Raw genomic sequence first — 26,986 nt, forward strand, 5'->3', positions numbered from 1 at the left:
AGAGTGTCTTTACGTGGTGGCCAAAAAGCTGGATTGTTTCAGCGATAACAGGGAGTTTTCGCCATGATCTTCAGAAAAAGTGCCATTGGCCTGGCCATGTTGCTTGCCAGCACCGCACAGGCCGCCGATTTCAAATGGGCCTCGACCACCGATCCGCAGACGATGGACCCCCATGCGGTTAACTCAGCCCCCGTACTTGGGTTCCTGAACAACGTCTACGAAGGTCTGGTCCGCCGCGGCAAGGACATGAGTGTCGAGCCCGCGCTGGCCGTCAGCTGGGAGCCGATTGGAGATGGTGAGGGTTGGCGGTTTAAGCTGCGTGAAGGCGTAACATTCCACGATGGCAGCAGCTTTGACGCACAGGATGTCCTGTTCAGCTATCAACGCGCATCAGGCGAAGCGGCAGATACCCGCAGTTGGTTCGCCCCCGTCAGTGATGTCGTTGTGGTCGATGACTACACCGTCGATATCATGACGACTGCACCGAACCCTCTGTTCCCGTCTTCGATTGCCAACTGGATGATCATGGATCAGGGCTGGACCGAAGCCAACGACGCTGTGGTGCCTGATAAAGAGACCGGCAACTACGCAACCATCAATGCCAATGGCACAGGGGCATTTAAAGTTACCGAGCGTGAGCCAGGCCTCAAAACTGTGCTGGAACCATTTGAGGGCTGGTGGGGAGATGTCGAACACAACATTACCCGTGCTGAATTTAATCCGATCCAGAACCCGGCGACTGCCGTTGCAGCTTTGCTTTCGGGTGACGTGGACATGATCAACCCTGTACCAATCCAGGACGTCGCTCGGCTGCAGCAGAACGCAGAGGTTGATGTCATTCAGGGCATCGAAGCACGTGTGATCATGCTGGGCTTCGACCACGAAGCCGAAGCCCTGAAATACACCGACGATGCAGGCAAGCCAAATCCGTTCCGTGATGCACGTGTGCGTCAGGCAGTTGCACAAGCCGTCAATGTGGATGCCATTCTGGCCACGATCATGCGAGGCAATGCTGAACCCGCCTCACAACTCGTCAGCCCGGCGATGAGTGGATTTTCCGACGCCAATGCGGAACGTCCTGCGTTTGATGTAGAAGCTGCCAAGGCCCTGCTTGCGGAAGCAGGCTATGCAGATGGATTCTCGTTTGGCCTGAAATGTCCGAACGACCGCTATCTGAATGATGAGGCCGTCTGTCAGGCAGTTGTTGGCATGCTTGCGCAAATCGGCATAACGGCCGAGTTAGATGCAATGCCTGTGCGGAACTACTGGCCGGAGTTGCGTGAGGACAATTATGACATGTATCTTCTGGGCTGGAGCCCTGGCACGTTTGACGCTGAACATCCGGTCCGCTTCCTCGTCGCCACTCCAAACGAAGAGAAAAAGCTGGGCAGCTGGAACTTCGGTGGATTCTCGAATGCGCGGGTCGATGAGCTGTTACCGATGATCCAATCCGAGCTGGATCAGACCAAGCGGCAAGCCATGCTGGATGAGGTGACGCAGATTTATCAGGACGAACAGGTCTACGTACCGATGTATGTTCAACCGTTGGTCTGGGGCACGCGCAGCAATGTCGAGCTGACACAGCGCCCGGACAACTTTTTCCTGCTGCGCTGGGTGACGGTGAACTGAACAATGGGTTTGATGATTGCCGGTGTCTATCATGCAGAAGACCCGGCGCCCGATAGCACGCTTGACGGCGCGTTTCGCCGTCAAGCCTCGACCATCCGTAACGCTTTACCCGATACGGAACTGGAACCACAGCGGTTTCACCTTTACGCGGCGTGGAATTGCCCTTGGGCGCATCGCGTTTTGTTGGTCCTTGCCCTCAAAGGTCTGCGGGATCTCGTCACGGTTGCCTATGCTGAACCGCGTCGCACAGCAGATGGTTGGGTTTATGCGGATGGCGCCGACGCGGTTTATGGCGCGACCGCGTTGCATCACGCCTATGCCCGCGTGACCCCCGCCTATACCGGGCGGATCACGGTGCCGCTGCTTTGGGATCGGCTTCACGACAAGGCCGTCTCAAACGAATCTGCTGATCTGGTGCGGATGCTGGGCACCCTGCCGGGCCATGGCCCAAATCTGGCACCACCAGAAAAGCTTGATCAAATCGAAGCGTGGAATGACAAAATCTATACGCGCCTCAACAACGGGGTCTACCGCGCAGGTTTTGCACGCACACAAGAGGCTTATGAGGCGGGATTCCGAGATGTCTTCGCCACGATGGATGAGATCGAAGCACATTTGGCCGCCAACCGCTATCTATGCGGTGATGCCCTGACCGAGGCCGATCTGCGCCTGTTCCCGACACTGGCTCGTTTTGATGTCGCGTACCATTACGCCTTCAAATGCAATCTGCGCCGACTGATCGACTATCCAAATCTCTGGGGCTATGCGCGAGAGCTCTATGCGCTGCCGGGTGTCGCTGAGACGGTGAAGTTCGGCATTTACAAACTGGGTTATTTCTCACCTTCCGAGCTGCGCAATCCACTTGGCATCGTGCCGTTGGGTCCAGAGATCGATTGGACCACTCCGCATGGCCGAGATAGCTTGACCACCCGGTCGGTTAAAGCATAGACAGACCCACCAATGGGGAAAATCAATGTTCGCATTTATCGTCCGAAGGATGTTCCAGTCCATCATCGTACTTCTGGTCGTGGGGCTGGTAGCATTCTCGATGTTTCGCTTTGTTGGCGACCCGATCGACAACATGCTGGGACAGGAGCGTACGCAAGCAGATATCGACCGCCTGCGCACCGAACTTGGGCTGGATCAGCCTTTTGTGGTGCAATACGCCAAGTTCCTGCAAGGTGCTGTTCAGGGTAATTTCGGAGTATCTTACCGGCAGGGCCGACCTGTCTCGACTATCCTGCTTGAGCGGGCTCCCGCAACGCTGGAACTGGCCTTTGTGTCTGGATTTCTGGCAATCACCATGGGCATCGCGCTGGGTGTCTTTACTGCGATCCGACGACAAGGGATTGCTGCGAATGTGATCATGACGGTTTCCCTGATCGGGGTTTCGTTACCCACATTCCTGATAGGTATCCTGCTGATCTATATTTTCTCGGTCGAGCTTGACCTACTGCCCAGCTTCGGGAGGGGCGAGACCGTTATGATTGGGCATTGGTCAACCGGGTTTCTGACGACCTCGGGCCTCAAGGCGCTGATTTTGCCTGCAATAACCTTGGGACTTTATCAGATGACGCTGATCATGCGGCTGGTCCGATCCGAAATGCTTGAGGTGCTGCGTGCCGACTATGTCCGTTTCGCACGCGCCCGTGGGCTTTCAGATCGCGTCATCAACTTCCGCCACGCGCTGAAGAATACGTTGGTGCCGGTGATTACCATCACGGGTTTGCAGCTGGGTTCGATCATCGCATTCGCAATCATCACTGAGACAGTGTTTCAGTGGCCCGGCGTGGGCCTGCTGTTCATCAACGCAATCCAGTTTGTCGATATTCCCGTGATGGCGGCCTATCTAATGCTGATTTCGGTGATGTTCGTGACGATCAACCTGATTGTCGATCTTCTTTATTATGTCATTGACCCGCGTCTGCGTGTCGATGCGAGGGCAACATGAGCGATACGATGGAAACTACGAAAGCCGCACCAAAGACGCGCATGGCCAAGTTTTGGGACAGCGACTTCGCATGGTCATTCCGGCATTCCCCGGTTGCTGTGATCGCCTCGCTGGTTGTCGTCATTCTAGTGCTGGCAGCGATCTTCGCGCCGCTGATCGCGCCTTATAACCCGTTCGACCCCGCAACGCTGAACCTGATGAACGGCTTCACGCCGCCGGGCACACCGAATGCCTTCACGCAAGAAACTTTTCTGTTGGGAACCGACGATCAAGGGCGTGATGTGTTTTCCACCATCCTTTATGGTTTGCGTATTTCGCTGTTCGTCGGGGCATCGGCGGTGCTTCTTGCACTTGTTATCGGAGTGATCCTAGGGCTGGTCGCGGCTTATTTCGGCGGTTGGATCGAAACACTGATCATGCGGATCGCTGATGTGCAATTGACCTTCCCTGCCATTCTTGTGGCAATGCTGATCTTCGGTATCGCCAAAGGGATAACCCCGCCGGAATACCGTGATGAGATGGCAATCTATGTTCTGATCATTGCGATAGCGCTGTCGGACTGGGTGCAGTTCGCGCGGGTCGTGCGTGGTGCGGCGTTGGTTGAGAAGAACAAGGAATATGTACAAGCCGCGCGCCTGATCGGCCGGGGGTCGTTCCCAATCATGTTCCGCCATATCCTGCCTAATGTCCTGAGCCCCGTTCTGGTCATCGCTACAATTTCGCTGGCGCTGGCCATTATCGCCGAGGCGACGCTGAGCTTCTTAGGCGTTGGCGCACCCCCGACCCAGCCATCTTTGGGCACACTAATCCGTATCGGCCAAGGCTTCTTGTTCTCGGGCGAGTGGTGGATCTTGTTCTTCCCGGCCTGTACGCTGCTGGCCCTTGCCTTGTCGGTCAACCTGCTGGGCGACTGGCTGCGCGACGCACTGAACCCCAAACTGCGGTGATCTCATGAGCCTTTTGACCATCCAAGACCTCACCGTTGAGTTTCCGACCCGCCGCCAGCTTTTCACAGCGGTGGATCACGCCAGCCTGTCCGTTGAGCCCGGTGAAATTCACGGGCTTGTGGGGGAATCCGGTGCCGGTAAATCCACAATCGGCGCCGCTGTCATGGGCCTGCTTGAACGTCCCGGACGTATCGCCAGTGGCCAGATCAAGCTGGGCGGCGAGCAGATCAGTGGGATTGATGCCGAGGCGATGCGAGGGCTGCGCGGCAAGAAGATCTCGATGATCTTTCAGGACCCTTTGACCTCGCTGAACCCGCTGTTCACGGTGCGCGAGCAACTGGTTGAAACGATCCAGACCCATCTGGGCGGTACTGAAGCCGAGGCAAACAAACGCGCCCGAGACCTAATTGACCGCGTGGGCATTCCAGACCCGGACACGCGGCTTGATCAATACCCGCATCAGTTTTCAGGCGGGATGCGCCAGCGTGTAGTCATCGCGCTGGCCTTGTGCACCGAACCGGATGTAATTATCGCTGATGAACCCACAACGGCATTGGATGTTTCGGTTCAGGCGCAAATTCTGGACCTGATCAAGGAACTGGCCCAGGAGCGTCAAGTAGGTGTCATCCTGATCACCCATGATATGGGTGTGATCGCAGACACCACGGATCGGGTGACCGTGATGTATGCGGGAAAAGTGGTCGAAAGCGGTACCACGGCTCAGGTGATGGGCCAGCCACAGCACGAATACACCAAGTCCTTGATCGCTGCTGTGCCGCGCCCGACGCTGAAACTGCATCGCTTCCCTCAGATCAGCTATGGCGGGCGCGAAACACGTTTCGCAATCGAGGATATGGCACGCCATTGGCCTAGGGTGGACAACGACACCACCAAGCCAATCTTTGAAATCCGCAACCTGACCAAAAAGTTCCTGCAGAAACGTGGCCTGTTGCCTTGGGATAGGACATATTTTACAGCCGTTGATAGTGTCAGCTTCGATATTCACGCGGGCGAGGTCTTCGGGGTCGTGGGTGAATCAGGCTCGGGTAAATCGACCGTCGCGCGGATGATCGCCGGGCTCTACCCGGTTGACGGAGGCACGATTGATTTTCAGGGCCAGCGGGTCAGTGATCTAAGCAATCGTTCGGTGCAAGACGAGTACCGAAAGAACATCCAGATGATCTTTCAGGACCCCTACTCTTCCCTCAATCCTCGGATGCGCGTGGATGAAATTGTTGCTGAGCCAATTCGCCATCATCGCCTGATGGATGGCGCACACATCAAGCGCCGGGTGGATGAATTGTTGGATCAGGTGGGTCTGGGTTCCGGAGCCGGTCAAAAATACCCGCACGAGTTTTCGGGTGGTCAGCGGCAGCGTATATCGATCGCCCGCGCTTTGGCGACACAACCCCGGTTCCTGATCTGCGATGAGCCAACGAGCGCGCTTGACGTATCGATTCAGGCTCAGATTCTGAACATCCTGAAGGATTTACAAGAGCATCTGGGCCTGACCATGCTGTTTATCAGCCATGACTTGCCCGTCGTCCGCCAGATGTGCGACCGGGTCGCGGTCATGAAGCAGGGCCAAATCGTCGAAGTTCAGGAGACAAGCGAGTTGTTTGCCAATCCGAAAACCGAATACACAAGCGAGTTGCTGCGGCTTATGCCAAAGCTTGATGACCTGTCGACCGATGGTCTTGAGGCGGAGTAGACGACACCCCGCCTTTCACTTCGGTATCTTGTGACTATCTGTCTAACTCAAAAGAACGAAATTCGTCTGCAATTGCGAGGGCAGCCTCGGTCAGCAGGCGCTCACCATCCTTTGGGTTGGCGAGGGCAGAATGTGAACCGACCCGCCCATCAGGAAATTCTATACGATGTTCATCGGGTGGACCATGCCGGTCGCCTGCGTGTTCCCGCACATATTCTGCAGTGAGCTTTTTTGGCGGCTCGGCTGCCTGGTTTGCTGGCAGTTCGCCAAGTAGAGATTGCGTTATTGCAATCTCGGATGGGGTTGCATGCATCCCCTCCCATTCGCCGTATAGCTGTCTGCGCAGCTTGTTTACTGTGTCCGGCTCCCACCAGCTGCGGATCATCATCTGGTTGTCAGGAAGAGTGGATTTGATGGTGCAAAGGGGTTCCAGATTGGCACCATGCCCATTTACCACAAATACGCCACGGAAACCTTGTGCCAGCAGTCCCGCAATGACTTCATTTGCCAGCATCTGAAATATTTCGGCCGATACCGAAACCGTACCGGGAAAGCCTGTATTGAACGGCGCGGGGGTGTACGCCAGCGGGGGCGCAACGATCCCCCCGCATCGACTGGCAGCCGCAAGCGCGACTGCCTCAGCGCAAATTGTGTCCGTACCTATGCGACCCATCGGACCATGCTGTTCGGTCGAACCCACCGGAAGCAACACCGCAGCGCCTTGATTTATACGAGCGTCGACCTCGTACCAGGTCATGTGATCAAGCTTCATGACTTCCTGTCCACGCTCAGACCATTGCTGCGGTGTCAGCTGTTATCAGAGGCCCCACCGCTTCTGATTTTCATCGAAGAAGCCCTGAGCTTTTTTCACTTCGATCCAGCTGTTTACATAATTGATCCAGACCTGATCATCCTGCGGCAACAGCATCGCGATCGGGGATGGCGACCGGGGGCCGGCATTTTTCACGCGAACAACCGGAAATTTGGCCTCTAGCGTCGAGCCTTCGATATTTGACGTGATGAACACATCCGCCCGACCGGCAAGCACTTCCTGAAAACCGCGCGCCGGAGCTTCGACCACCTTGATATCAGCATCTGGGAACCATTCGCGCACACGTTTTTCAAAGGTAGTACCCAGGGTTGTTGCGACTTTTACATCGGGTTTGTTGATCGAGTCATACCCGTCAAATTTGTCGGCCTTGTCTTTGGTCGTGTACGGGAACAGCTCAACAGAGATGTAGCTGTCAGAGAAACCGGCAACCTTCAAGCGCGGCGGAGAAATCGAAGCCGAGCCGGTGATATGATATTTCCCGGCGACCACCCCATTGACCAGGGTTTTCCAGTCTGTCGGAACATATTCAACTTCGACGCCAAGATCTGCAGCCAGTGCGTTCATGATATCTATATCATAACCCTTGTAGCTGTTAGTCGCAGGATCGCGCAGCGACATTGGATTCCAATCTCCAGTTGTACCGACTTTCATCACACCAGAATCCAGGATTTCATTCAGTGCAGACTGGGCCTGAGCGGCGCTACCAATCGCTAGGCCAATCGCAGCGGCAATGGCTACTTTGAAAAGATGTTTCATGTATTTCTCCTGTTGGTGGCACTCGGCTAGTTTACCTGGATTGTTTCTTGATCTAAGCGCAAAGACCACGCTAACCTCAAGAAAATAATTGACTGAGAATAACAAAGGCAGGCCAGCTAATGCCAGACGCCGCGATCGAGTTAGTCGACGTAAACAAATGGTATGGCACATTTCATGTGCTCAAGGATATCAATCTTACGATAAATAGCGGTGAAAAAGTTGTAATCTGTGGGCCTTCCGGTTCTGGAAAATCGACGGTTGTAAGATGCATCAATCAGCTTGAAAAACACCAAAAAGGTACGATCCGCATAGACGGGACAGAGCTGTCAGATAACGCCCAATCCGTCGCCACAATTCGATCAGAAGTCGGGATGGTGTTCCAGCAGTTTAATCTTTTCCCGCATTTGACCGTGCTGGAAAATCTGACTTTGGGTCCGATCAAAGCAAGAGGCTTGAGCAAAAAAGAGGCCGAAGAAAAAGCCCGCCATTACCTTGAACGGGTCCATATCCCGGACCAGGCCGACAAACGTCCTATTCAGCTTTCAGGTGGACAACAGCAACGTGTGGCCATCGCTCGTTCGCTTTGCATGGAGCCGAGGGTTTTGTTGTTTGACGAACCCACCTCGGCCCTGGACCCCGAAATGATTTCCGAAGTCCTCGACGTGATGGTTGAACTGGCGCAGGAAGGAATGACCATGGTGGTTGTCACCCACGAGATGGGTTTTGCACGCAAAGTTGCAGACAACATGGTGTTTATGGATGCGGGTGAGATCGTCGAACAAGGAAAACCTGAGCATTTTTTCACTAATCCGCGGTCTGAGCGGTGTCAGAAATTCTTAAGCCAGATTCTGCAACATTGAGTTGGATGTCATGAAGAAACCGCTCCTGTTCCTCCCCCTGTTCGTACTTTTAGCTGGGTGTTCGTCGTCTCAGACATGGGGCTGGTATGTGATTGACCCCACCACCGCATCAGGCTGGACCAATGTCAAGTTTCTGGTGTCTGGGATGGGTGCGACGATCCAGATATCGCTGATCGCGGCGATCATGTCGATTGTGATTGGTCTGCTGGTGGCACTGCCAGGTCTGTCTGAAAAACGTGGTTGGCGACTGGTGAACCGGATCTACGTGGAATTTGTACGCTCAATCCCTCTGCTTCCGATGTTGTTTTGGGTATTTTATGGTTTGCCAATCGTCTTTCAGTCGATGGGGATGAATATACCGATCGATCCATTCTGGGGGGCGATCATCACATTGGCAATCTCGGACAGTGCCTTTACCGCTGAAATTTACCGCGCCGGGATTCAATCAATTGCCAAAGGCCAAAGTGAAGCTGCGCAGACAATCGGGCTGAACTACTTTCAGACTATGCGCTATGTGATCCTGCCGCAGGCAATCCGACGCATTTTGCCGCCATTGGCCAATCAGTTCATTTACATCGTGAAAATGAGCGCCTTTGCCAGCGTCATTGGTATGCAGGAACTGACACGCCGCGCGAACGAGCTGGTGGTGACCGAATATCGTCCGCTCGAAATCTATACTTTGCTGATCTTTGAATATCTGGTGCTGGTCTTGATAATCAGTGCTGGCGTCCGTTGGTTAGAGCGTCGTATGGGCGCGGATGAACGCGGATAAGGAGAATACAGTTGGACTGGAAAAACTTCATGGCCGAAACCGAGGCCAATATCGGTGTGTTCTCGAAAGAAGTACCGGAAACCGTGCGTGGGTTTGGCATTATGGGTAAAGCTGCCAAAACGGACGGTGCACTGAGTGAGAAAACCAAGGAGTTCATGGCCCTTGGCATTGCGATCGCCACGCGATGCGATAGCTGCATCGGTTTCCACGTCCGTTCTTTGGTTCGTTTGGGTGCGACCCGCGACGAACTGTGCGAGGCTCTGGCTATGGCGACCTACATGGGGGGCGGACCGTCATATGCCTACAGCGCCAAGGCACTGAAAGCGTTTGATGTGTTTTCTGAGCAATCGGGCGAGACATGATCTGATTTGGATGACATATTTCCGCTCATTCGCTTAAGGTAGGAAAGACCGGGACATGTCAGCTAACGAAATCAGAACCGAGGGGATGAGGATCGGTGGTGAGGTCGTCTTTGCAAATGAGACAATTCCGGTCCACTACCCATATACCAATGAAGTTGTCGGCAATGTTCCTGCTGGCCAGGCCGAACATGCGCGTCGCGCTTTTGATGTTGCCGCTCGATACAAACCCAGCCTGACACGCCATGAGCGTAACCAGATCCTACAACGGACATCAGAGTTAATCGGGCTGCGTCGTGGCTATCTGGCAAAATGGCTCGTGCTAGAGCTGGGCATCTGCCATCAGCACGCAATTTATGAGACGAAGCGCGCGCAGGATGTGTTTCAATTCGCAGCAGGCGAAGCGCTGAGGGATGATGGTGAAACATTTTCGTGCGATTTGACCCATAATGGGAGGGCCCGCAAGATTTTCACTATGCGCGAACCGGTGAACGCAATCAGCGCGATCACCCCCTTTAACCACCCTTTGAACATGGTCAGCCACAAGGTTGCACCTTCGATTGCAACAAACAATTGCATGGTTTGTAAACCGACCGAGCTGACTCCGCTAACTTGTCTGACGCTGGCGGATATCCTGTACGAAGCCGGTCTGCCCGCTGAGATGTTTCAGGTGATCACCGGTTGGCCGCAGGATATCGGCGATGAGATGATCACCAATGAAAACATTGACATCATCACATTCACCGGTGGTGTGCCAGTGGGCAAGATGATAGCGGCGAAGGCCGCATTCAAGCGTCAGGCGCTTGAGTTGGGCGGCAATGATCCACTTATAGTTCTGAACGATCTGTGTGATGCCGATCTTGAAAAGGCTGCCGGTATTGCGGTGGCAGGTGCTACCGGAAACTCTGGCCAGCGTTGCACCGCAATCAAACGTATTCTGGTGCAGGACAGCGTGGCCGATAAGTTTGTAGCATCGGTTCTGGAGAAGGCGAAGAAGATCAAGTTTGGAGATCCGCAAGACCACGAGACTGAGCTGGGTTGTGTTATCCATGACAAAGCCGCTGAACTATTTGATAAACGCGTTCATCTTGCTGAGAAAGCAGGAGCCGAAATACTATACCACCCTGGCCGTCGGGGCGCGTTGCTACCGCCCATCGTGGTCGACAAAGTGCCCTATGGCTGCGAACTGGTCATGGAGGAAACCTTTGGCCCCATCATCCCGATCATTCGCGCGCCTGAAGATGACGAAGCGGTGATGCGCATCTCGAATTCTACGGAGTTTGGTCTTAGTTCGGGCGTCTGCACCAACGACCTTAATCGTGCCATTGCCTATATCAATGGTCTGAATGTTGGCACCTGCAACATCTGGGAACAACCCGGGTATCGCATCGAGATGTCCCCGTTCGGAGGCATCAAAGACTCAGGAAATGGTGTCAAAGAAGGGGTCATTGAGGCCATGAAGTTCTTTACGAATGTCAAAACCTATTCGCTCCCCTGGCCCGGATGAGCAGGTCGATTTGGATAGAAAGGTAAAAACCGGCCAATAGGGAAATGACGGCATGAGCCGTAGCACTTTAGGCGTCATATGTGCCGGTGGGCGCAAGCGCCAAGCCCAGACACAATGAAGCAACCTCATGCAAAAGGTTCTGATCACAGGCACCGCTGGATTTATCGGATTTCATCTTGCCAAACTTTTGCTTGAAAACGGAAATCGCGTTCACGGCTATGACGGGATGACGGATTACTACGATTTCCGCCTCAAGCAGAGCCGGCACACGCTGTTGTTGGAAAACCCGAACTTTTCGTGCGACGAAGGGATGCTGAAAGACACTGAGAGCTTCGACCGAATGGCTGACGCATTCGAACCGAACGTGATCATCCACCTCGCGGCGCAGGCCGGCGTCCGGTATAGCTTGGAAAACCCGCGCGCCTATGTCGAAAGCAATGTTGTCGGAACATTCAACGTGATGGAAGCGGCATGGCGACATAAAGTACAGCACTTGCTGATGGCCTCCACCTCGTCAATCTATGGGGCTAATCCTGATATGCCTTTTGACGAATGCGAGAAGGCAGATCATCAACTTACGATGTACGCTGCGACCAAGAAAGCGAACGAAGCGATGGGGCACTCCTATGCGCACCTTTGGGATCTGCCGACAACCATGTTTCGCTTTTTCACGGTCTACGGCCCCTGGGGGCGTCCGGATCTCGCCTTTTTCAAATTCACAGATGCAATTCTAGAAGATCGACCCATCGACATCTACAATCATGGCGACATGTATCGGGACTTCACATATGTTGATGATCTGGTGCGAGCCATGCGCTTTTAATCGATGTCGCTCCGGTTCGGCCCGAATCTCCTGAGGATATCGTCAAAGGCGACAGCTTCAGCCCTGTCGCGCCATACCGCATTGTTAACATTGGCAACTCTGACAAAGTGCGCCTGTTGGATTTCGTTGACGCGATCGAAGAAAGCCTCGGCAAGCCCGCGATCCGAAACTACATGGATATGCAGATGGGAGACGTGCCCGCGACTTGGGCGAATGTCGATTTGCTGCACCGATTGACTGGCTATCGCCCAAAGACAGAAATCAAGGATGGCATTCAGGCTTTTGTAGACTGGTATCGCGACTATTACAGCAAATAGAGCCTGCGATTTGGTCAATCTTAAACCAATCGCTACTCTGAGAAACTAGGCGGGTCCCCTTCGGGTCACTACAGTTATCAAATTGCTTGTTTCAATGCGTCGATGATCCGTGCTTGCGTATGTTCCTGTAAGTATGGGAGCATTGTCAGGCTGATCACACTTGTTGCTGCCTATTTGCCAACTGGCACATATGATGCAATATTTGGCACCGGTGAATGCATTCTCAAACTGAGTGCGTCGCGCGTTATCTGCAAGCAAATACCCATTATCTTTTCTGACAGAGCGACTGGTAGAGACCCCATCTTGGGTTTGAGTGACCCGCGAGATATTGGTGCAAAACTCTGCAAATCCAAGAAAGCGAGAAATTTCTTGATCAAAAAAAACATCTCTGGATGCCTTGGGATCTACTCTCTGGAAAGCGCGCGAGTATGGCGTCGACACCCGGTTCATTGAGTTGGCTGGCGAGGTCAACACCGCGATGCATGTGAATGTATTTGGCTAACTTGCAAATGTACTCAATGAACGCAGTAAAGCGGTTTGCGCCTGAATGGCTGCCTTGTTTTGGAAGCTAGAGTAAACTCCGGCTGAAAATGACTGGTGGAGCTTACCAAGGCCGGCGCGGATCACGCTAAGGCAGTCGGCGTGTTCCTGCCATTTTCGAACGAGCAACAGCATAAACACCGCCGAAAGCTACTAAGCAGCGGATAACGCGCGTTGTCCCTGCATAAGCGCGCAGATATAGTTGCCACAATTGTCAGGTCGATCTCGGGTTCTGGAAATTCGGCTTTTGACGAGTTCTCGATGTGAGCAATCAAGGGCCGTTCGTGTGAATTTGAAAAATCGCAACACCCCACCCCAGCGACACGAGCTGAGAAAAGTCCGCAACCAAGGCAACAGCTTCCTTGCGCTTGCGTTCCTATTCAGTGTGTTTGTCAACTTGCTGATGTTGACCGGCCCTCTGTTTATGCTGCAGGTATATGACCGGGTCCTTGGGTCACGCTCGACCGAAACACTGTCAGCTCTGTTTCTGCTTGTCGCATTGCTTTATGCGCTGATGGCGATGCTGGACTATGCACGTGGCCGGATCGTTGCCAGATTTGGCGCCCGTTTCCAGTCATCCCTTGATGAGCGCGTGTTTGAAGGAACGATGCGGCGTGCCTTGTTTCCGCAAATTCGGTCAGCGCCTGCTACGGCGTTGCGCGATTTGGAGTCGATTCGCTCGTTATGCGCCTCCCCCGTTTTGCTTGCAGTGATGGACATTCCGTGGACCCCAGTGTTTCTTGCTGCGATTTTTCTGTTTCACCCATTGCTGGGCTGGCTGGCGGTGGCTGGTGGTACACTTTTGGTAGTGATTGCTCTGCTCAACCAAGGTTTAACGCACCGTAAGGTCGCAGAAGCGCAAGTGGCGACTGCCAAAGCCAACGCATTTTCTGAACACGCCCGGCAAGCTGCCGAAGTGGTGAGATCGCAAGGAATGCAGGAGGATGTATCTAAGCGTTGGCTGAAACAGCGGACTGAAGCGCTCTCGCAGTCGATTTCTGCCAGTGACTGGACAGGCAGTTTCACCTCACTCACCAAATCACTTCGGCTGTTTCTTCAATCTGCGATGTTGGCACTAGGTGCATGGCTTGTTCTTCGCAATGAAATGACACCCGGTGCGATGATCGCAGGCACTATCCTATTGGGTCGTGCTTTGGCACCGATTGAGATGGCGGTGGGCCAATGGTCAATGATCGAACGTGCGCGTACAGCCTGGATCAACCTGAACCAGTTTCTCGACTCCACACCGCCAGAGGCATCGCGCACTAAGCTGCCAACCCCAAAGGCGCATCTTGTGGCAAAAGGTTTGACCGTAATTCCGCCCGGCGCCAAAACCCCAACATTGCGCAATGCCGCGCTTGAGCTGGAGCCCGGTAGAGCGCTTGGCGTCATCGGTAAAAGCGGATCTGGCAAAACAACGCTTGCCAAGGCGCTGCTTGGTTTATGGCCCCCTGCAGCAGGTGAAATCCGTCTGGGGGGTGCGACGCTGGACCAATACGATCCCGACGATCTGGGGCAGCACATTGGTTATCTGCCGCAACAAGTTACCTTGTTCAATGGTACTGTGGCCGAGAATATTGCCCGTATGTCTCAGTCGCCTGATCCCGAAGCGGTAGTTGCAGCGGCGAAAACGGCGAATGCACATGATTTGATTCTCGGCCTTGAGAAGGGCTATGATACGTTCCTCGAGGGGAATGATAGTCAGCTCTCGGGTGGCCAGAAACAACGCATTGCACTTGCGCGGGCACTCTATGGCAATCCTGTTGTGTTGATCTTGGATGAACCCAACTCGGCTTTGGATGCCGATGGAACTCTGGCTCTGAACACTGCGGTACGCGAGCTTAAGAAAGCAGGCAAATCCACCATCATCATGACCCATCGCCCGCAAGCTATCTCAGAGTGCGATGATCTTGTCGTCGTTGAAAAGGGTCAGATCGTAAAATCCGGCGGGCGCGATGAGGTTTTGAATACAATGGTGCAAAACGCCAACGTCATAAAACGGCATCTGAATAAGGTGGGTGAATGATGTCAGACAAGAGTTCACGTCCAGCCTGGAACATCACGGCACCAGCGGTTGTCGGCTTGTTGGCCCTGGCAATTCTGGTGTTAGGGTTAGGAATCTGGAGCGTCCGCACCGAACTGGCCGGGGCGATCATTTCCCAGGGTGTGATTGAAGTCCAAAGCAACCGTCAAGTGATCGAACATCCGGATGGCGGGGTAGTCGGTGAAATCTTCGTGCGTGACGGTGATAGTGTAACCGAAGGCGAATTGATGCTGAGGCTTGACGATACCTTTCTGGCGTCGGAGACAACCATCGTTGAATCACAGCTGTTCGAGTTGCTTGCCCGAAAGGCTCGACTTGAGGCAGAGAGGGACGGCGCGGATATCGATGCACTTGCCCAAAGCCTGCAGGAGCTCAAATCCAATGAAACAATCGGTGACGATTTGCTGGCGGGCCAGCAACGTTTGTTCAACGCAAGACTTGACACGCTGACCCAACAGATTGACCAGTTAGGCAAACAAAAGGTTCAGATCGAAAACGAGATTGAAGGTATTCAGGCTCAGCTTGCATCACTGAATACGCAAGTTGAACTCATCAGAACTGAACTTGAAGATCAGCAGGGTTTGCTGCAACGCGGTCTGACGCAAGCAAGCCGTGTCTCTGCCCTACAAAGAGAAGAGGCAAATCTTACCGGACAAATAGGGCGGCTTGAATCGACCATTGCACGGCTCAAGGGCCAGATCGCAACGACCGAAATTCAGATTGTCGAACTGCAGGCCACCCGCCGCGAAGAGGCGATTACCGAACTTCGAGACGTTCAATCTCGTGCGGTTGAGTTGGCAGAAAGGCGCCTTGCACTAACCGAACGATTGTCGCGCCTGGATATTCGCGCACCCGTTGCTGGCACAGTTTATGACAGCCAGGTTTTTGCGATTCAGTCGGTTATACAACCCGGTGAACCGATGATGTACGTAGTTCCTCAGGACACTCCGTTACTGGTTGCCGCGCGCGTAGACGCATTGCATGTGGATCAGTTGCATCGTGGACAGGATGTCGCCCTTCGGTTCCCGGCCTTCAACCAGCGTGACACCCCTGAGATCGAAGGCCATGTAGTCAACGTTTCGGCCGACACGTTCACCGACGAGGCCAGCGGCTTTACTTTCTATCGGGCCGAATTGGTGCCCGATGAAGGCCAGCTTGATCGTCTCAACGGTCAGGAACTGCTGCCTGGAATGCCGGTTGAAGCTATGATCAAGACAGATGAGCGTACGCCCCTGTCCTATCTGATCAAACCATTGGCTGACTATTTTTATCGCGCATTCAGGGAGTGATCGGGGCCTGAAGCCCATGCTCAAACGGCTTCGACATTTCCCAGGAGTATTGCAGTCATATCAAGCGTCAAAGCGCCATCTATTATGGTGACATCGACGCTTGTATTGTAATTTACTTTGTTTCTGGAGATATCAGACAAATTTTCGTTCGCGTCCAGAAATACCCATTCGGCCCCATGTGCGGTGGGTTGTCCAACCGCGACTTGTAGAATCGCCAGCGCGTCGAGGGCATTAACCGACCCATCTCGGGTTATGTCGGCTGCGATGAAATTCTCTGCAGCGGCAGACCCCCAGGTTGGATCCAGACCGACCGACATACGCAGAACCTGCAGAGCATCCAGCGCGGTAATTTCGCCGCTCGCTGTCGAATAAGACTTGATGATTTCTAGTTGTCCGGGAAACGTCCCATCCGGTACTTCCAAATCGAATTCACCATATTCATTGGCTTGCACTGTGAGAGTAGAGCCTCCATCAGGCGTAAACCGGATTTCGGCATTCCCAAGCGCTGGATTTCGGACGAAAGCATCAAGCGTAAATGCGCCAGCTAAACCTTCAGAGGCGTTGTTATCCGGACCGGAACCCAAATCAACCGGGATGTGGTCCGGCCCACTAAACCCGGACCCGAACACCTGAGCGCTGGTCAAAGGGGTGTTGGTATCCGAAATCAGGTCGATTGTTTCATCAAGATAGGTTATGCGTGCGCCTGTCGCTGTTGAGGTAAAATCCAGCTGCGCAGGAGTCCTAAGGAACGGGTAGTGCGACAAGTCCAGCCGATCTGTCCCGGCCTGAAAATCCGAAATTACAGTTGGACCACTGCTTTGACGGATCACGAAGACATCTGCGCCTGCCCCACCTGTCATGATCGTTGAACTTGTACCGGTGATCAGGATGTCGTCGCCCGCTCCACCGTTCAGGGTTGAATCAAGAATCCCTCCGCTTAACAAATCGTCTTGCGCGGTCCCGGTTACCGACCCCAAGCCTTGCGAGACAACTCCCAAATCCGCAACTGATACGCTGAGATGGGTTATGCCCGGATCTATTTGAGACGTTGCAAAAACCTGTTATTCATCCCCTACATGCGCCACGCTGAGCGTTTCAACATTCTGTAATCTGGTTTCCAGCGTGTCTGCAAAACTATCCATATGAATGAGTTGCCCATCCGGGGTCATCGTGAACAGTGTAACGCCGTCATCGCCGCCCCCTGCCAGGACAAAAACCCGCCCCTCTACTTCAATGACCGATAGACCCTGTACAGATTCGAATCGGGTATGCAGTGTATCCAGGACGTGATTGGTTGGTCTGAGCTGTCCATTGTCGCCCAATTCCATGACGCTTATTGAGCTGCTTTGCGAACCCGCTACGACGACCCATGATTTGCCATAAGCCTGAACAACTTCGATAGCAGTTGGCGCGCTTATCCCGAGCGTCTGAATCGAAGTATTTCCATCTACCGCGGATAGTACACCTGAATTCTGGTCGACCAAATACGGCTGGATAGAGCTGCTTGCAGTATCAATGGACATGACGAAATGTTTCGATCCGACTTGTAACGCCCGTAGCTCATCTGCTGAGCCTGCAACCGAATTTATCAGGCTCAAAGTCCCGTGTAGATTGATGTGATAGGTTGCAAGCTGCCCGGTATCAGTTTGTGCAAGCGTAAGAATTTCGTTTGTACCAACCGTCAACTTTGTCGCTGCAGAAATATCTCCGCCGCCAGACAGAGTGTTTGTTTCGCGGATGCTGCCAATGCTTCCATCAGGGTTCAGGCCATATCCGATCAGACCCGTCGCGGTATCGACGTCCAAAATTAGCTGATCGCCAGAGGCGAGTTGGATTGGAATGCCACTCCGACCGACTTGATACGACATCGATGCGTCGAAATACTGCAGGTCTATTTCCTGAGGCGATACTTCCGAACCAAGTAGCCACGAAACGATCCCGCCTCCGGGTCCAGTGATACTATAGAGATACGTTTCTCCGTTAAACGTTTTTAAAGCCGTATCGCCGATACCTGAATCGAGCGCTGCGGTCCCCGTTGCCACCACACTTTTGAACTGAAGCTTCATCGCCCCTACCCCCTACCACCCCTGGCAGTGGAAACAGGATGGAACGATGCGCAGACCAGAACCAGAGCGGAAATGTGGTGAAAATAGGGACTTCGGTTCCAGATTAATTCAAGTTTTCCGGAATGCTCCCCCAAAGGTGCCAGATCGCGCCACGAATGAATGGGTTTGAACCGGGAAATGCGGGACATGCAAAAACCGCGTCCATCAAATGTGAGGGCAACATGACCAACAACACCGGCTCGACCAAAATTTCGATCACGGACTCTCAGCCCAATGCGCAGCGCAAGCATCATGTTCGCAACTGGATAGACAAAAAGCTCAAGCTATTGGCCAAGCGTGGGTTTGCAGGTGGTCTTGGGTCAACATTATTGGTATTGCCGGTGTTGGCACAGGCGACCGACGAACAGCTCGACTCCTATCAGTTTGCAAATTCGATCCCCGGTGTTCTGGTTGTAAAATTGCTTGCAAATGGTGATGTCCAATTAAGCTTGGCGGATGGTAGAACGATTGTTGTCACCGCCGAGAACGTTCAAATTCTAGAAAACGGCGCGATTATGCTTGCCGACGGGGTTGCCGAAGAAATTGCTCAATTCAGTCTCGCAGCGGAAGCCGCCGGAGCGACCGCCGCCGCGGGCGGGGTGAGTGGCGCGGGGCTTGCATTAGGTGGACTGGGTATTGCCGGTGCAGCCGCCGCTGCTGGCGGAGGCGGTGGTGGAGGGGGCGGGAGTGATGAAGACCCCGAGCCACCTACGGTCGCAACAGAACCTCCTCGCCCACCCAGCCTTAACCTGCAGGAATTGCAGACAAATGAACTTAATAATATCAGCAGCAAATCAGCGACCCCCGAGGGCACAACTTCGGTAGAAGTAACCATTGGTCCCGTCACCAGAGCTGTCACCCCCGATATCGATGGAAACTGGAGCGTTTCGCTGACTCAAGCCGAAGCAGCCGCGCTCCCTCAGGGGATTTCAACGGTTACAATTCGACATCTGGATGGTGTGGGCACTGAAATTTCGGTGGATACCGCCAAGTTTGACGTCGATACAGTCCCTCCTACATTGGAAATTACCGCGTTTTCAGCTGGCGTAGTTTTGAATGGCGCAGAACAGAACGACGCTCTTGAAATCTCGGGCACAACAGATGCGGAAAATGGCCAAATTGTCACGGTAACGGTCGGTGGTCAGACCTATCAAGGGACAGTTTCTGGGAGCAGCTGGGATGTCTCGGTACCAGCCGTTGATCTTGCGGCTTTACCAGACGGAGCCAACATAGCAGTAACGGCAGATGTAACTGACCGCGCAGGCAATCCCGCCGTTCAGGTAAATGATGCATTTGATACAGACTTCTCTGCTCCTACTCTGACTCTGAACCCTGTTGCCGGCGGATCTATCGATCTTGCAGATGTTGGCGGCGATCTGGTTCTGACGGGGACAACCACCGCCGAGAACGGTCAGGCCGTTACCGTATCTTTCGACGGCCAAGATTATGGCGGAACCGCTTCGGGCGGCAGTTGGTCGGTGACGATCCCGAATGGGGATCTTTCTGGACTGGCCACCGGGGTGCCCGCTGCCATTTCTGTTGCGATCAGCGATGCTGCGGGTAACCCTGCAACACCCATTGTTGTCTCTGTACCGGTCGATCTCACTGGTCCTTCGATAGCAATTGCTCCCCTATCCGTCGGTGCCGTCCTGAACGCAGCTGAGGTGGGTTCTGATCTGACCGTAAATGGGACAACAGGAAACGTATCTGACGGTCAGCAAGTTTCGGTCACTCTGAACGGCCAAACTTATACAGATTTGGTATCGGGCGGCAGTTGGAGCGTGAATATTCCAAGTGCAGATCTCATAGCACTCGCTGATGGCGGAAGCTTCAACCTGACGGCCGACGTTACTGACGCTGACGGCCTACCGGCTCCGCAGGACGTTGTCGGCCTGTCCAAAGATGTTTCAGCGCCCACATTGAACATTGACAGCTTTTCGCATGGCGCAGTCATGAATGCGACAGAGCGTGATACGGACCTGACCGTCTCAGGAATCACTTCGGCTGAGGATGGCCAAACGGTGACCGTATCCCTCAACGGACAATCCTATACGGGTATTGTTACAGGAGGGTCTTGGATTGCCACCGTACCTACCGCAGATTTGGCGCTGCTGTCAGATGGCGCGACGATATCCGTGACTGCAAATGTCTCCGATTCGGCTGGTAACCCGTCATTGCAGGCTTCCAGAAGCTTCGACACTGACTTCACACCTCCAGCATTGGTGATTTCGTCCCTATCCGATGGTCCGGTGATAAACATCGCCGAGCAGGTTACTGATTTGGAAATTTCCGGAACGTCCAACGTCGGTGATGGAACACAAGTTACTGTCCAAATTGTAGCTTCAGATGCCACTGTTTTGCTAAGTGGTTTCACCCCTGTCAGCGGAGGTGGCTGGACTTACACTGCGGCCGCATCTGACCTGAGCAGTTTACAAGATGGGGCATCATACACCGTAAATGCTTTGGTTTCCGATGCCGCTGGGAATGACAGTAGCACCTCGGCAAGTTTCAGCACGGACCTTGATGCACCTACGATTACGATGAACCCTCTGACTGTGGGTCCTATACTGGACGTAATTGAACAAGGATCCGACCTGAACGTTTCAGGTTTCACCTCCGCTGAAGATGGACAGTTGGTTACCGTCAATCTGAACGGTGCGGATTATACTTCTGTGGTTTCTGGTGGTACCTGGGCTGCGGTTATCCCTTCTGCCGATTTGCTTGGGCTCGCAGATAGCAGCAGCTTTCAGATCACAGCATCGGTCCAGGACGCAGCGGGGAATCCGGCAATTGACGCAATAGCAACGTTAGATACAAACTTCCGTCCTATTCTGAGCTTCAATACGCCGGGAACAAGCGGAGCAGTTTCACTAACCGATGCGCAAAACACTGGATTAACGATCTCTGGTGGTTCTACGGGGTTAACGCTAGGTCAGGCGATCGATGTCACGCTCAATTCAGTCTCCATCGGCAGCGCAACCGTTGCTGCTGATGGAAGTTGGAGCCTTGCGGTGTCCGCTACAACCTTCGCCTCGATCGATGCTGGAGACTCTCTCGATTTTTCTGCACAGGCAACTGTGTCTGGTGGTCCGGACCCCTCTCCAATTTCGGTTGAAACCTTCGCTCATGTGCCAGCCGCTTATACGATTTCTGAGGTTGGTCGAAGCGGATCGACGGTGACATTCGAGATTTACGCAGACCCGGATCGCGATATCTCCAGCGGACTGGCATTTACAGCTGATCTTGGCTTTGATTCTTCGATTGCGACATATGACAATGGGTCCGAGATCGAGAACGCGGATTTCAACCTGTTCCTTGCGAACCCAAGCGGAGGTTCCACGATCAGTTTCGCCGGAGCTGCGACAAGCTATGGAGATTTGTCGCAACCAGTTGTTACATTCACGATGACCATGCAGGATGCAACCAAGCCGATAGTGCTGACGTTGACCACACCGGATGGCGGGCCGTCGCAACTTCATCTGGGCACCGCTGGGGCTGATCATCTAATCGGGTCAAACGTCGACGATGTAATCCATGGCGGCGATGGAAGCGATATGATTGACCTCTCAGGCGCAGGTCGTGACGTTGTTGTGTTTGATGCAGATCCGGCGGCGAATGGCCTGGATAGTGTTCGCAACTTTACACTCGGCCCGGCAGCGAGCGCATCAGACGCGCTGCTATTTCATAATCTCGATGCAAGTACGCTGCGCGGTGACGGTACTGGAGTTGAGTTGCTTATGGCAGGAGGCACAATCGGCTCAAACACCGGCTTCGTTGGTTTGGAAACTTCACTTGCTGATCTGGATGTCAACACGATTGCCAGTGCTGCAGAGAACCTGACAGGTGCTCAGGCCGGAGACGAGATATATCTTCTTGCAACAGATGGCTCTGACAGCCTTCTTGTCAAAGTCGATTATTCAAGCCCAAGTTCAGCGTCGGTCGAAACACTGGCGCAGTTTGAAGGGCTTGCGGACCTAAGTGCGTTGACATCAGACAACGTCCTGTTGACCGACCCGACCGGCGCTTCTGCGTAAATCGCCGATAGGCATTTGGCGAGATTACCTGAGGTGATCTCGCCTTATCCTTACAAGAGGTTTGTATGATAGAGAATGGTCTTGTCCCCGTAAATGTTGGGCGTCATCGCAACTTTTTCTGGCGTCGTTTCACGTCTTTCGGATTTGCCCAAGGCATGGCCGGATGTCCGATCGTCGTTTCAGAAATATCTCGGATTGCGTCTGCGTTCCCCATTGTGTTCCAGCGGCAGGGGGATGATTTCATACCGACGGCGCTGTTTTCAGTCGCTGCTGGCATAGCGTCACCCTTTGTCGATCCAAAAGGGCATTGGCGTGCGACGTATATACCGTCAGCGCTTCGTTCCTACCCGTTTTACGCAGGGCCTTCTAAAAATCCCAACGTTCCTGCGGTGCAAAAGTTGTGCCTGTACGTTGATGAAAGCTCTGGATTGTTGACGCGCGATCCACAAGATAATCCATTTTTTACCGACCAAAATAAACTGACTCAGGACCTCCAGGACGTGCTGCATTTTTTGCGACATCGTGAAGCCGCAGCAATCACAACCCACCGCCTTTGCACATTGCTTGCAGAAATGGAGCTTTTCATTCCCCTTCAGGATTATGAAGGGATCGCTCTGCCCCCAGCATGTTGGGGCATCGATAGGAAAAAACTAAATCGCGTTCCGGATGTTTTCAATCTGACGCTGATAAAAAATGATGCGTTTGAATTTATCCACGCTCATCAAATTTCGTTGTCGCAATGTGCATGGCTGGCACAAGCGCAGAGAGGCTCAGAATACTATCATTCGTCTTCGAGCGACACACTAAACGGGTTCTTAACCGCGATGGCCAATGATGTAGCCCATGATCACACAAACGCAGAGCCGATCAATGAGATGGGCTAACTATCTATCAAATCTACCGTTTCTGGCGACCGTGCTTTTTTCTACTCAGAAAATAGCGCCAAACCTAAATTGTGAAAAGCGGGTAACGACTGTGGGCCGATCCGTAAATTCGAATGATCCGGTGATCGTCAAATTAAACTATTGGGATAGGCTCACATGAAAGTTACCCATGGTTCTTTAACACCGCTAGAATCTTGCTTGTTAAATGTAGCAGCCACGCTCGAACGCACTTTGACAATATCGACACTGTCGGCCGCACGGTCGGGTGAGGTGGATGATCTAACCGTTCGCGACGCGATAACTCTGGCGCAAAATGCCGGGATGCAGGTTGGTTTTGGAGCACAAAAAATCAACGCATTTGACGCAACACTGGCGCCAGCGATCCTGTTGTTGAGTGATGATCGTGCCGTCGTATATCATGGCCGCTCGCAATCGGGTGATCTCTTACTCTTTGATCCAGCGTTAGGCGATGGCGTCGGAGAGATTTCTGAGGAAGATTTTCAGGAAGCATATACAGGCTATGCATTACTTTTTCGACGATCGCACGACGACGAGGTTGGAACCTCTGCCGCGAGGCACGAAGGGCACTGGTTCTGGTCCGCGCTTGCGGTGAATCGCTGGTCCTACTTTCAGGTCGCGTTGGCGGCTGCGATGGCGAATATTCTGGGGCTGACGACTTCAGTTTTCATTATGATTGTCTACGACCGGGTGTTGCCGAACGAAGCAACGGAGTCTCTCCTAGCTCTGACTTTCGGCGTGTGCTTGGCATTGATATTCGACTTTGCGCTTAAGCTCTTGCGCGCCGGTTTCATTGACCGCGCCGGACAACAAGCCGACATGTTCATGGGGCGGCGCATCTTCGACCAGATGCTGAATATCCGCATGACCGCACGGCCAGGTTCAGTCGGTGAAATGGCCAGCACGATAAGAGAATTCGAAACCCTGCGTGAGTTCTTTACTTCGGCCACTTTGGTTGCGGTTGTGGACTTGCCGTTCATCGCCGTCTTTATCCTTACCATCTACCTCGTCGGGGGGCCATTGGCGCTGGTTCCAGCACTTGCCGTACCGGTTGTTTTGCTGAGCGGATTAGCTGTCCAACCAATGTTGTCACGGCTGGCGGAAAATAGCTTTGCCGATGGACAGTCAAAGCAATCTGTACTGGTCGAGACAGCAACTGGTCTTGAGACGATCAAGACCACAGCTGCAGGTCGGAAAATGCAAACGCGCTGGGAGAATGCAATCGTGCGCCAGTCGGAGCATGGGGCGCGTAGTCGCGCCATTACCCAGTTCGCACTGAACCTGACAGGGCTTACTCAACAAGCCGCGCAAGTGTTGATTGTGTTCTACGGCGTATTTCTTATTGCAGATGGCCAAACCAGCATGGGTGCGCTTGTGGCATCAGTTATGCTGACTGGACGGGCTTTGGCGCCATTGGGCCAGTTGGCTCAGACACTTACGCGCATCAATCATGCGCGTAGTGCTTTTCGCAATATCGATAAGCTTATGCAGGCAGATAACGAACGGCTGCAGGGCCGGTCATGGGTGAGCCGACCCGAGATTTCCGGGCGCATCGCGTTTAACAATGTCTATTTTACTTACCCCGAGCAAACTGACGATACGCTAAAGGGTGTTTCCTTCACCATCGAACCGGGTGAAAAGGTAGCGATCCTTGGCCAAATTGGATCAGGCAAGAGTACGATCGCGCGATTGCTGCTGGGATTATATCAGCCGCGCGTGGGATCTGTAATGCTCGATGGGCTGGACATCCGTCAAATCGATCCCGGAGAATTGCGTCACAACGTTGGCTCGATCCTGCAAGATATTTGGCTGTTCTCTGGTTCAATCAGGGACAATATTGCCAGCGGTATGATGCGTCCGCACGATAGCGATGTAATCCGCGCTGGTCAGGTAGCGGGGGTTGAGGATTTCACCGCCAAGCACCCGCTCGGTTACAACCAACAAATCGCCGAGCGTGGTGAAGGCCTGTCAGGCGGTCAGAGACAATCAGTTGCTCTGGCTCGGGCGCTCATAGGCCGCCCCCCGGTGTTGGTGTTGGATGAACCGACAAGTGCCATGGATATCAAATCCGAGGCGGAGACAATCAAAAGGTTAAAATCTGCAACGCAACACACCACGATGGTGATCGTGACACATCGTACAAGTTTGTTGGAACTGGTGGACCGCGTGATCGTGATTGAGGATGGCAAGGTCGGCATGGATGGACCCAAAGGCGTTCTTGCGCAACATGTTCGCAATCCCGGGAGGCATCTGAATGTTGCGGCATCCTGAATTCAAACAGCTCGCGCGCGAAATGCAGGGGCAGGCACCGCTCCGCGGATCCGTGTTACTGTTCCTGATTGTGGGATGCATCATCACCGCGGTTGCGTGGGCAAATTTTACAGAGTTGGACGATGTTGTACGCGCCGACGGCCGCATAGTACCCTCCGGAGACATTCAGGTTGTTGAAGCCACCGAGCCGGGGGTTCTGCAATCTCTGCATGCATATGAAGGGCAGCTGGTCGAAGCCGGAGCGTTGTTGATGGAACTCGACAGTAACCAGATTGAACGTGAGTTAATTCAGGAACAACAACGCGCATATGCTTTAATGGCGCGTGCCCAGCGACTGCAGGCGGAAATAGACGGGAGTGATCTGCAGTTTGGCGAACCCTTGTTGAGCGAAGCTCAAAGCGTCGTACGATCAGAAACAGCGCTGTATCGGGGGAGGCAAGCTGAACTTGCCTCCGAGATTGCAATTCTGACGAGACAACACGAGCAAAGACAGCGCGAGTACGAGGAGGGTTTGGTGGATCAGATTACAACAATGGAAACATTGAATGTTCTGGCTGAAGAGCGCGCAATGATGGAGCCTCTAGTTGAGCAACGCATGGAACCTGTCACTACGTTGCTTGCATTGCGTCGGAGTGAGGCAGAATGGACTGGCCGAAAGACAAGGGCTGAGGCGGTGATAAGCCGCCTTAAGGCCGGTCTTAACGAAATAGATGAAAAAGTAAGCGCAACGCGCAGCAGATTTCGCAGCGCTGCACTTACGGATTTGGCATTGGCTACGGCTGAGCTGTCGGCGTTGCAACCTGCCCTGCCCTCGCTACGTGACCGGGTGTCGCGCGCGCAGATTCGTGCTCCGGTTCGAGGCATTGTAAATCGCATCCACAGTAAGACAATCGGAGGTTTGGCGCGCAGCGGTGAAGAATTGATCGAAATCGTCCCATTGGACGACGGACTGTTGGTGGAAGCTTACATTCGCCCCGATGACATCGCATTTTTGCATGCAGGACAACAGGTTAAGATAAAGATTACGGCCTACGACTATTCTCGATACGGCAGCTTAGACGGTGAGATCATTCGCATTGGAGCTGACGCAGTAACGCGTACTGAAAGGAGTGAAGAAGAGGTCTTTGCAGTTGAAATTCAGACCTCGGACACCATGCTGGACGGATCTGGTATGGCGGTCGAGATCATACCCGGAATGATCGCGGAAGTTGATATCCTTGCGGGCCGAAAAACGGTGCTGGATTACCTGATCCAACCGGTATTGAAGATCAAGGACCGGGCCCTTCGCGAATGAGCTCTCGTCTCAAGAAATGCTGGCTCATTCGTCGTGGCGATAA

19 protein-coding genes and 1 pseudogene are annotated in these 26,986 nt (G+C 53.5%); 16 read left to right on the forward strand and 4 right to left on the reverse strand.

Annotated features, from left to right (window positions below):
* Positions 1-63 precede the first annotated feature (63 nt).
* Genes ACR0JR_RS05680 through ACR0JR_RS05700 form a run of 5 tightly spaced genes read left to right on the forward strand, consistent with a single transcriptional unit; the run spans position 64 to position 6,238 of the window.
* Entirely contained in the window at positions 64-1,629 is a 1,566-nt protein-coding gene (locus ACR0JR_RS05680) for an ABC transporter substrate-binding protein (protein WP_480455363.1), read from the forward strand.
* A gap of 3 nt (positions 1,630-1,632) precedes the next feature.
* On the forward strand, positions 1,633-2,577 hold the full coding sequence (locus ACR0JR_RS05685) for a glutathione S-transferase family protein (protein WP_480455364.1): 945 nt from the start codon (positions 1,633-1,635) through the stop codon (positions 2,575-2,577).
* Between the two features lie 25 nt (positions 2,578-2,602).
* The gene (locus tag ACR0JR_RS05690; protein ID WP_480455365.1) at positions 2,603-3,580 is read left to right on the forward strand and encodes an ABC transporter permease; all 978 of its coding nucleotides are present in this window, start codon (positions 2,603-2,605) and stop codon (positions 3,578-3,580) included.
* A complete protein-coding gene (locus ACR0JR_RS05695) occupies positions 3,577-4,527 on the forward strand; it encodes an ABC transporter permease (protein ID WP_170774252.1) in 951 nt (316 codons plus the stop codon). Before ACR0JR_RS05690 ends, ACR0JR_RS05695 begins: the two co-directional genes overlap by 4 nt.
* A gap of 4 nt (positions 4,528-4,531) precedes the next feature.
* Positions 4,532-6,238, forward strand: a complete 1,707-nt coding sequence (locus ACR0JR_RS05700; protein WP_480455367.1) for an ABC transporter ATP-binding protein — start codon at positions 4,532-4,534, stop codon at positions 6,236-6,238.
* 34 nt (positions 6,239-6,272) lie between these two features.
* On the opposite strand, the gene ACR0JR_RS05705 is transcribed toward ACR0JR_RS05700, so the two are convergent.
* Together ACR0JR_RS05705 and ACR0JR_RS05710 are read right to left on the reverse strand one after the other, a co-directional pair.
* Entirely contained in the window at positions 6,273-7,010 is a 738-nt protein-coding gene (locus tag ACR0JR_RS05705; protein WP_480455368.1) for a creatininase family protein, read from the reverse strand.
* Between the two features lie 45 nt (positions 7,011-7,055).
* Positions 7,056-7,826, reverse strand: coding sequence for a transporter substrate-binding domain-containing protein (locus ACR0JR_RS05710; protein ID WP_170780419.1), 771 nt, complete (start codon positions 7,824-7,826; stop codon positions 7,056-7,058).
* A gap of 119 nt (positions 7,827-7,945) precedes the next feature.
* Between ACR0JR_RS05710 and ACR0JR_RS05715 the strand changes: the two genes are divergently transcribed.
* The 7 genes and pseudogenes from ACR0JR_RS05715 to ACR0JR_RS05745 all read left to right on the forward strand — a co-directional run bounded on the left by ACR0JR_RS05715 (position 7,946) and on the right by ACR0JR_RS05745 (position 16,337).
* The gene (locus ACR0JR_RS05715) at positions 7,946-8,686 is read left to right on the forward strand and encodes an amino acid ABC transporter ATP-binding protein (RefSeq protein WP_010441434.1); all 741 of its coding nucleotides are present in this window, start codon (positions 7,946-7,948) and stop codon (positions 8,684-8,686) included.
* A 10-nt stretch (positions 8,687-8,696) separates the two neighbouring features.
* Complete coding sequence (locus ACR0JR_RS05720) at positions 8,697-9,458, forward strand: amino acid ABC transporter permease (RefSeq protein WP_029621928.1); 762 nt, start codon at positions 8,697-8,699, stop codon at positions 9,456-9,458.
* 11 nt (positions 9,459-9,469) lie between these two features.
* A complete protein-coding gene (locus tag ACR0JR_RS05725) occupies positions 9,470-9,820 on the forward strand; it encodes a carboxymuconolactone decarboxylase family protein (RefSeq protein ID WP_480455369.1) in 351 nt (116 codons plus the stop codon).
* Positions 9,821-9,875: 55 nt separating this feature from the next.
* Positions 9,876-11,324 (forward strand): phosphonoacetaldehyde dehydrogenase, encoded by a 1,449-nt coding sequence (phnY, locus tag ACR0JR_RS05730; protein ID WP_480455371.1) that lies wholly within the window; start codon positions 9,876-9,878, stop codon positions 11,322-11,324.
* A gap of 127 nt (positions 11,325-11,451) precedes the next feature.
* Positions 11,452-12,464 (forward strand): annotated as a pseudogene (locus tag ACR0JR_RS05735) (NAD-dependent epimerase/dehydratase family protein).
* A gap of 826 nt (positions 12,465-13,290) precedes the next feature.
* Complete coding sequence (locus tag ACR0JR_RS05740; protein ID WP_480455372.1) at positions 13,291-15,030, forward strand: type I secretion system permease/ATPase; 1,740 nt, start codon at positions 13,291-13,293, stop codon at positions 15,028-15,030.
* Complete coding sequence (locus tag ACR0JR_RS05745) at positions 15,030-16,337, forward strand: HlyD family type I secretion periplasmic adaptor subunit (RefSeq protein WP_480455373.1); 1,308 nt, start codon at positions 15,030-15,032, stop codon at positions 16,335-16,337. Before ACR0JR_RS05740 ends, ACR0JR_RS05745 begins: the two co-directional genes overlap by 1 nt.
* Before the next feature lie 20 nt (positions 16,338-16,357).
* Here ACR0JR_RS05745 and ACR0JR_RS05750 read toward each other — a convergent pair whose 3' ends face one another.
* Positions 16,358-17,314 (reverse strand): dockerin type I domain-containing protein, encoded by a 957-nt coding sequence (locus ACR0JR_RS05750; protein ID WP_480455374.1) that lies wholly within the window; start codon positions 17,312-17,314, stop codon positions 16,358-16,360.
* 84 nt (positions 17,315-17,398) lie between these two features.
* A complete protein-coding gene (locus ACR0JR_RS05755) occupies positions 17,399-18,403 on the reverse strand; it encodes a hypothetical protein (RefSeq protein ID WP_480455375.1) in 1,005 nt (334 codons plus the stop codon).
* 221 nt (positions 18,404-18,624) lie between these two features.
* On the opposite strand from ACR0JR_RS05755, the gene ACR0JR_RS05760 reads away from it, so the two are divergent.
* The 4 genes from ACR0JR_RS05760 (at position 18,625) to ACR0JR_RS05775 (ending at position 26,943) form a co-directional block, all read left to right on the forward strand.
* Positions 18,625-22,476, forward strand: a complete 3,852-nt coding sequence (locus ACR0JR_RS05760; RefSeq protein ID WP_480455376.1) for an Ig-like domain-containing protein — start codon at positions 18,625-18,627, stop codon at positions 22,474-22,476.
* Positions 22,477-22,541: 65 nt separating this feature from the next.
* Entirely contained in the window at positions 22,542-23,360 is an 819-nt protein-coding gene (locus ACR0JR_RS05765; RefSeq protein WP_480455377.1) for a SapC family protein, read from the forward strand.
* Positions 23,361-23,516: 156 nt separating this feature from the next.
* The gene (locus tag ACR0JR_RS05770; RefSeq protein WP_480455378.1) at positions 23,517-25,649 is read left to right on the forward strand and encodes a type I secretion system permease/ATPase; all 2,133 of its coding nucleotides are present in this window, start codon (positions 23,517-23,519) and stop codon (positions 25,647-25,649) included.
* Entirely contained in the window at positions 25,633-26,943 is a 1,311-nt protein-coding gene (locus ACR0JR_RS05775; RefSeq protein WP_480455379.1) for an HlyD family type I secretion periplasmic adaptor subunit, read from the forward strand. The genes ACR0JR_RS05770 and ACR0JR_RS05775 overlap by 17 nt, the downstream gene beginning before the upstream one ends.
* Positions 26,944-26,986: the final 43 nt, after the last annotated feature.

The organism is Ruegeria sp. AA3, assembly GCF_056542905.1.

Coding starts and splice junctions, on each gene's coding strand:
- ACR0JR_RS05680 (WP_480455363.1), top strand. CDS start 64: ATGATCTTCAGAAAAAGTGCCATTGGCCTGGCCATGTTGCTTGCCAGC.
- ACR0JR_RS05775 (WP_480455379.1), top strand. CDS start 25,633: ATGTTGCGGCATCCTGAATTCAAACAGCTCGCGCGCGAAATGCAGGGG.
- phnY (WP_480455371.1), top strand. CDS start 9,876: ATGTCAGCTAACGAAATCAGAACCGAGGGGATGAGGATCGGTGGTGAG.
- ACR0JR_RS05715 (WP_010441434.1), top strand. CDS start 7,946: ATGCCAGACGCCGCGATCGAGTTAGTCGACGTAAACAAATGGTATGGC.
- ACR0JR_RS05695 (WP_170774252.1), top strand. CDS start 3,577: ATGAGCGATACGATGGAAACTACGAAAGCCGCACCAAAGACGCGCATG.
- ACR0JR_RS05720 (WP_029621928.1), top strand. CDS start 8,697: ATGAAGAAACCGCTCCTGTTCCTCCCCCTGTTCGTACTTTTAGCTGGG.
- ACR0JR_RS05700 (WP_480455367.1), top strand. CDS start 4,532: ATGAGCCTTTTGACCATCCAAGACCTCACCGTTGAGTTTCCGACCCGC.
- ACR0JR_RS05705 (WP_480455368.1), bottom strand. CDS start 7,010: ATGAAGCTTGATCACATGACCTGGTACGAGGTCGACGCTCGTATAAAT.
- ACR0JR_RS05770 (WP_480455378.1), top strand. CDS start 23,517: ATGAAAGTTACCCATGGTTCTTTAACACCGCTAGAATCTTGCTTGTTA.
- ACR0JR_RS05745 (WP_480455373.1), top strand. CDS start 15,030: ATGTCAGACAAGAGTTCACGTCCAGCCTGGAACATCACGGCACCAGCG.
- ACR0JR_RS05710 (WP_170780419.1), bottom strand. CDS start 7,826: ATGAAACATCTTTTCAAAGTAGCCATTGCCGCTGCGATTGGCCTAGCG.
- ACR0JR_RS05690 (WP_480455365.1), top strand. CDS start 2,603: ATGTTCGCATTTATCGTCCGAAGGATGTTCCAGTCCATCATCGTACTT.
- ACR0JR_RS05760 (WP_480455376.1), top strand. CDS start 18,625: ATGACCAACAACACCGGCTCGACCAAAATTTCGATCACGGACTCTCAG.
- ACR0JR_RS05765 (WP_480455377.1), top strand. CDS start 22,542: ATGATAGAGAATGGTCTTGTCCCCGTAAATGTTGGGCGTCATCGCAAC.
- ACR0JR_RS05685 (WP_480455364.1), top strand. CDS start 1,633: ATGGGTTTGATGATTGCCGGTGTCTATCATGCAGAAGACCCGGCGCCC.
- ACR0JR_RS05755 (WP_480455375.1), bottom strand. CDS start 18,403: ATGAAGCTTCAGTTCAAAAGTGTGGTGGCAACGGGGACCGCAGCGCTC.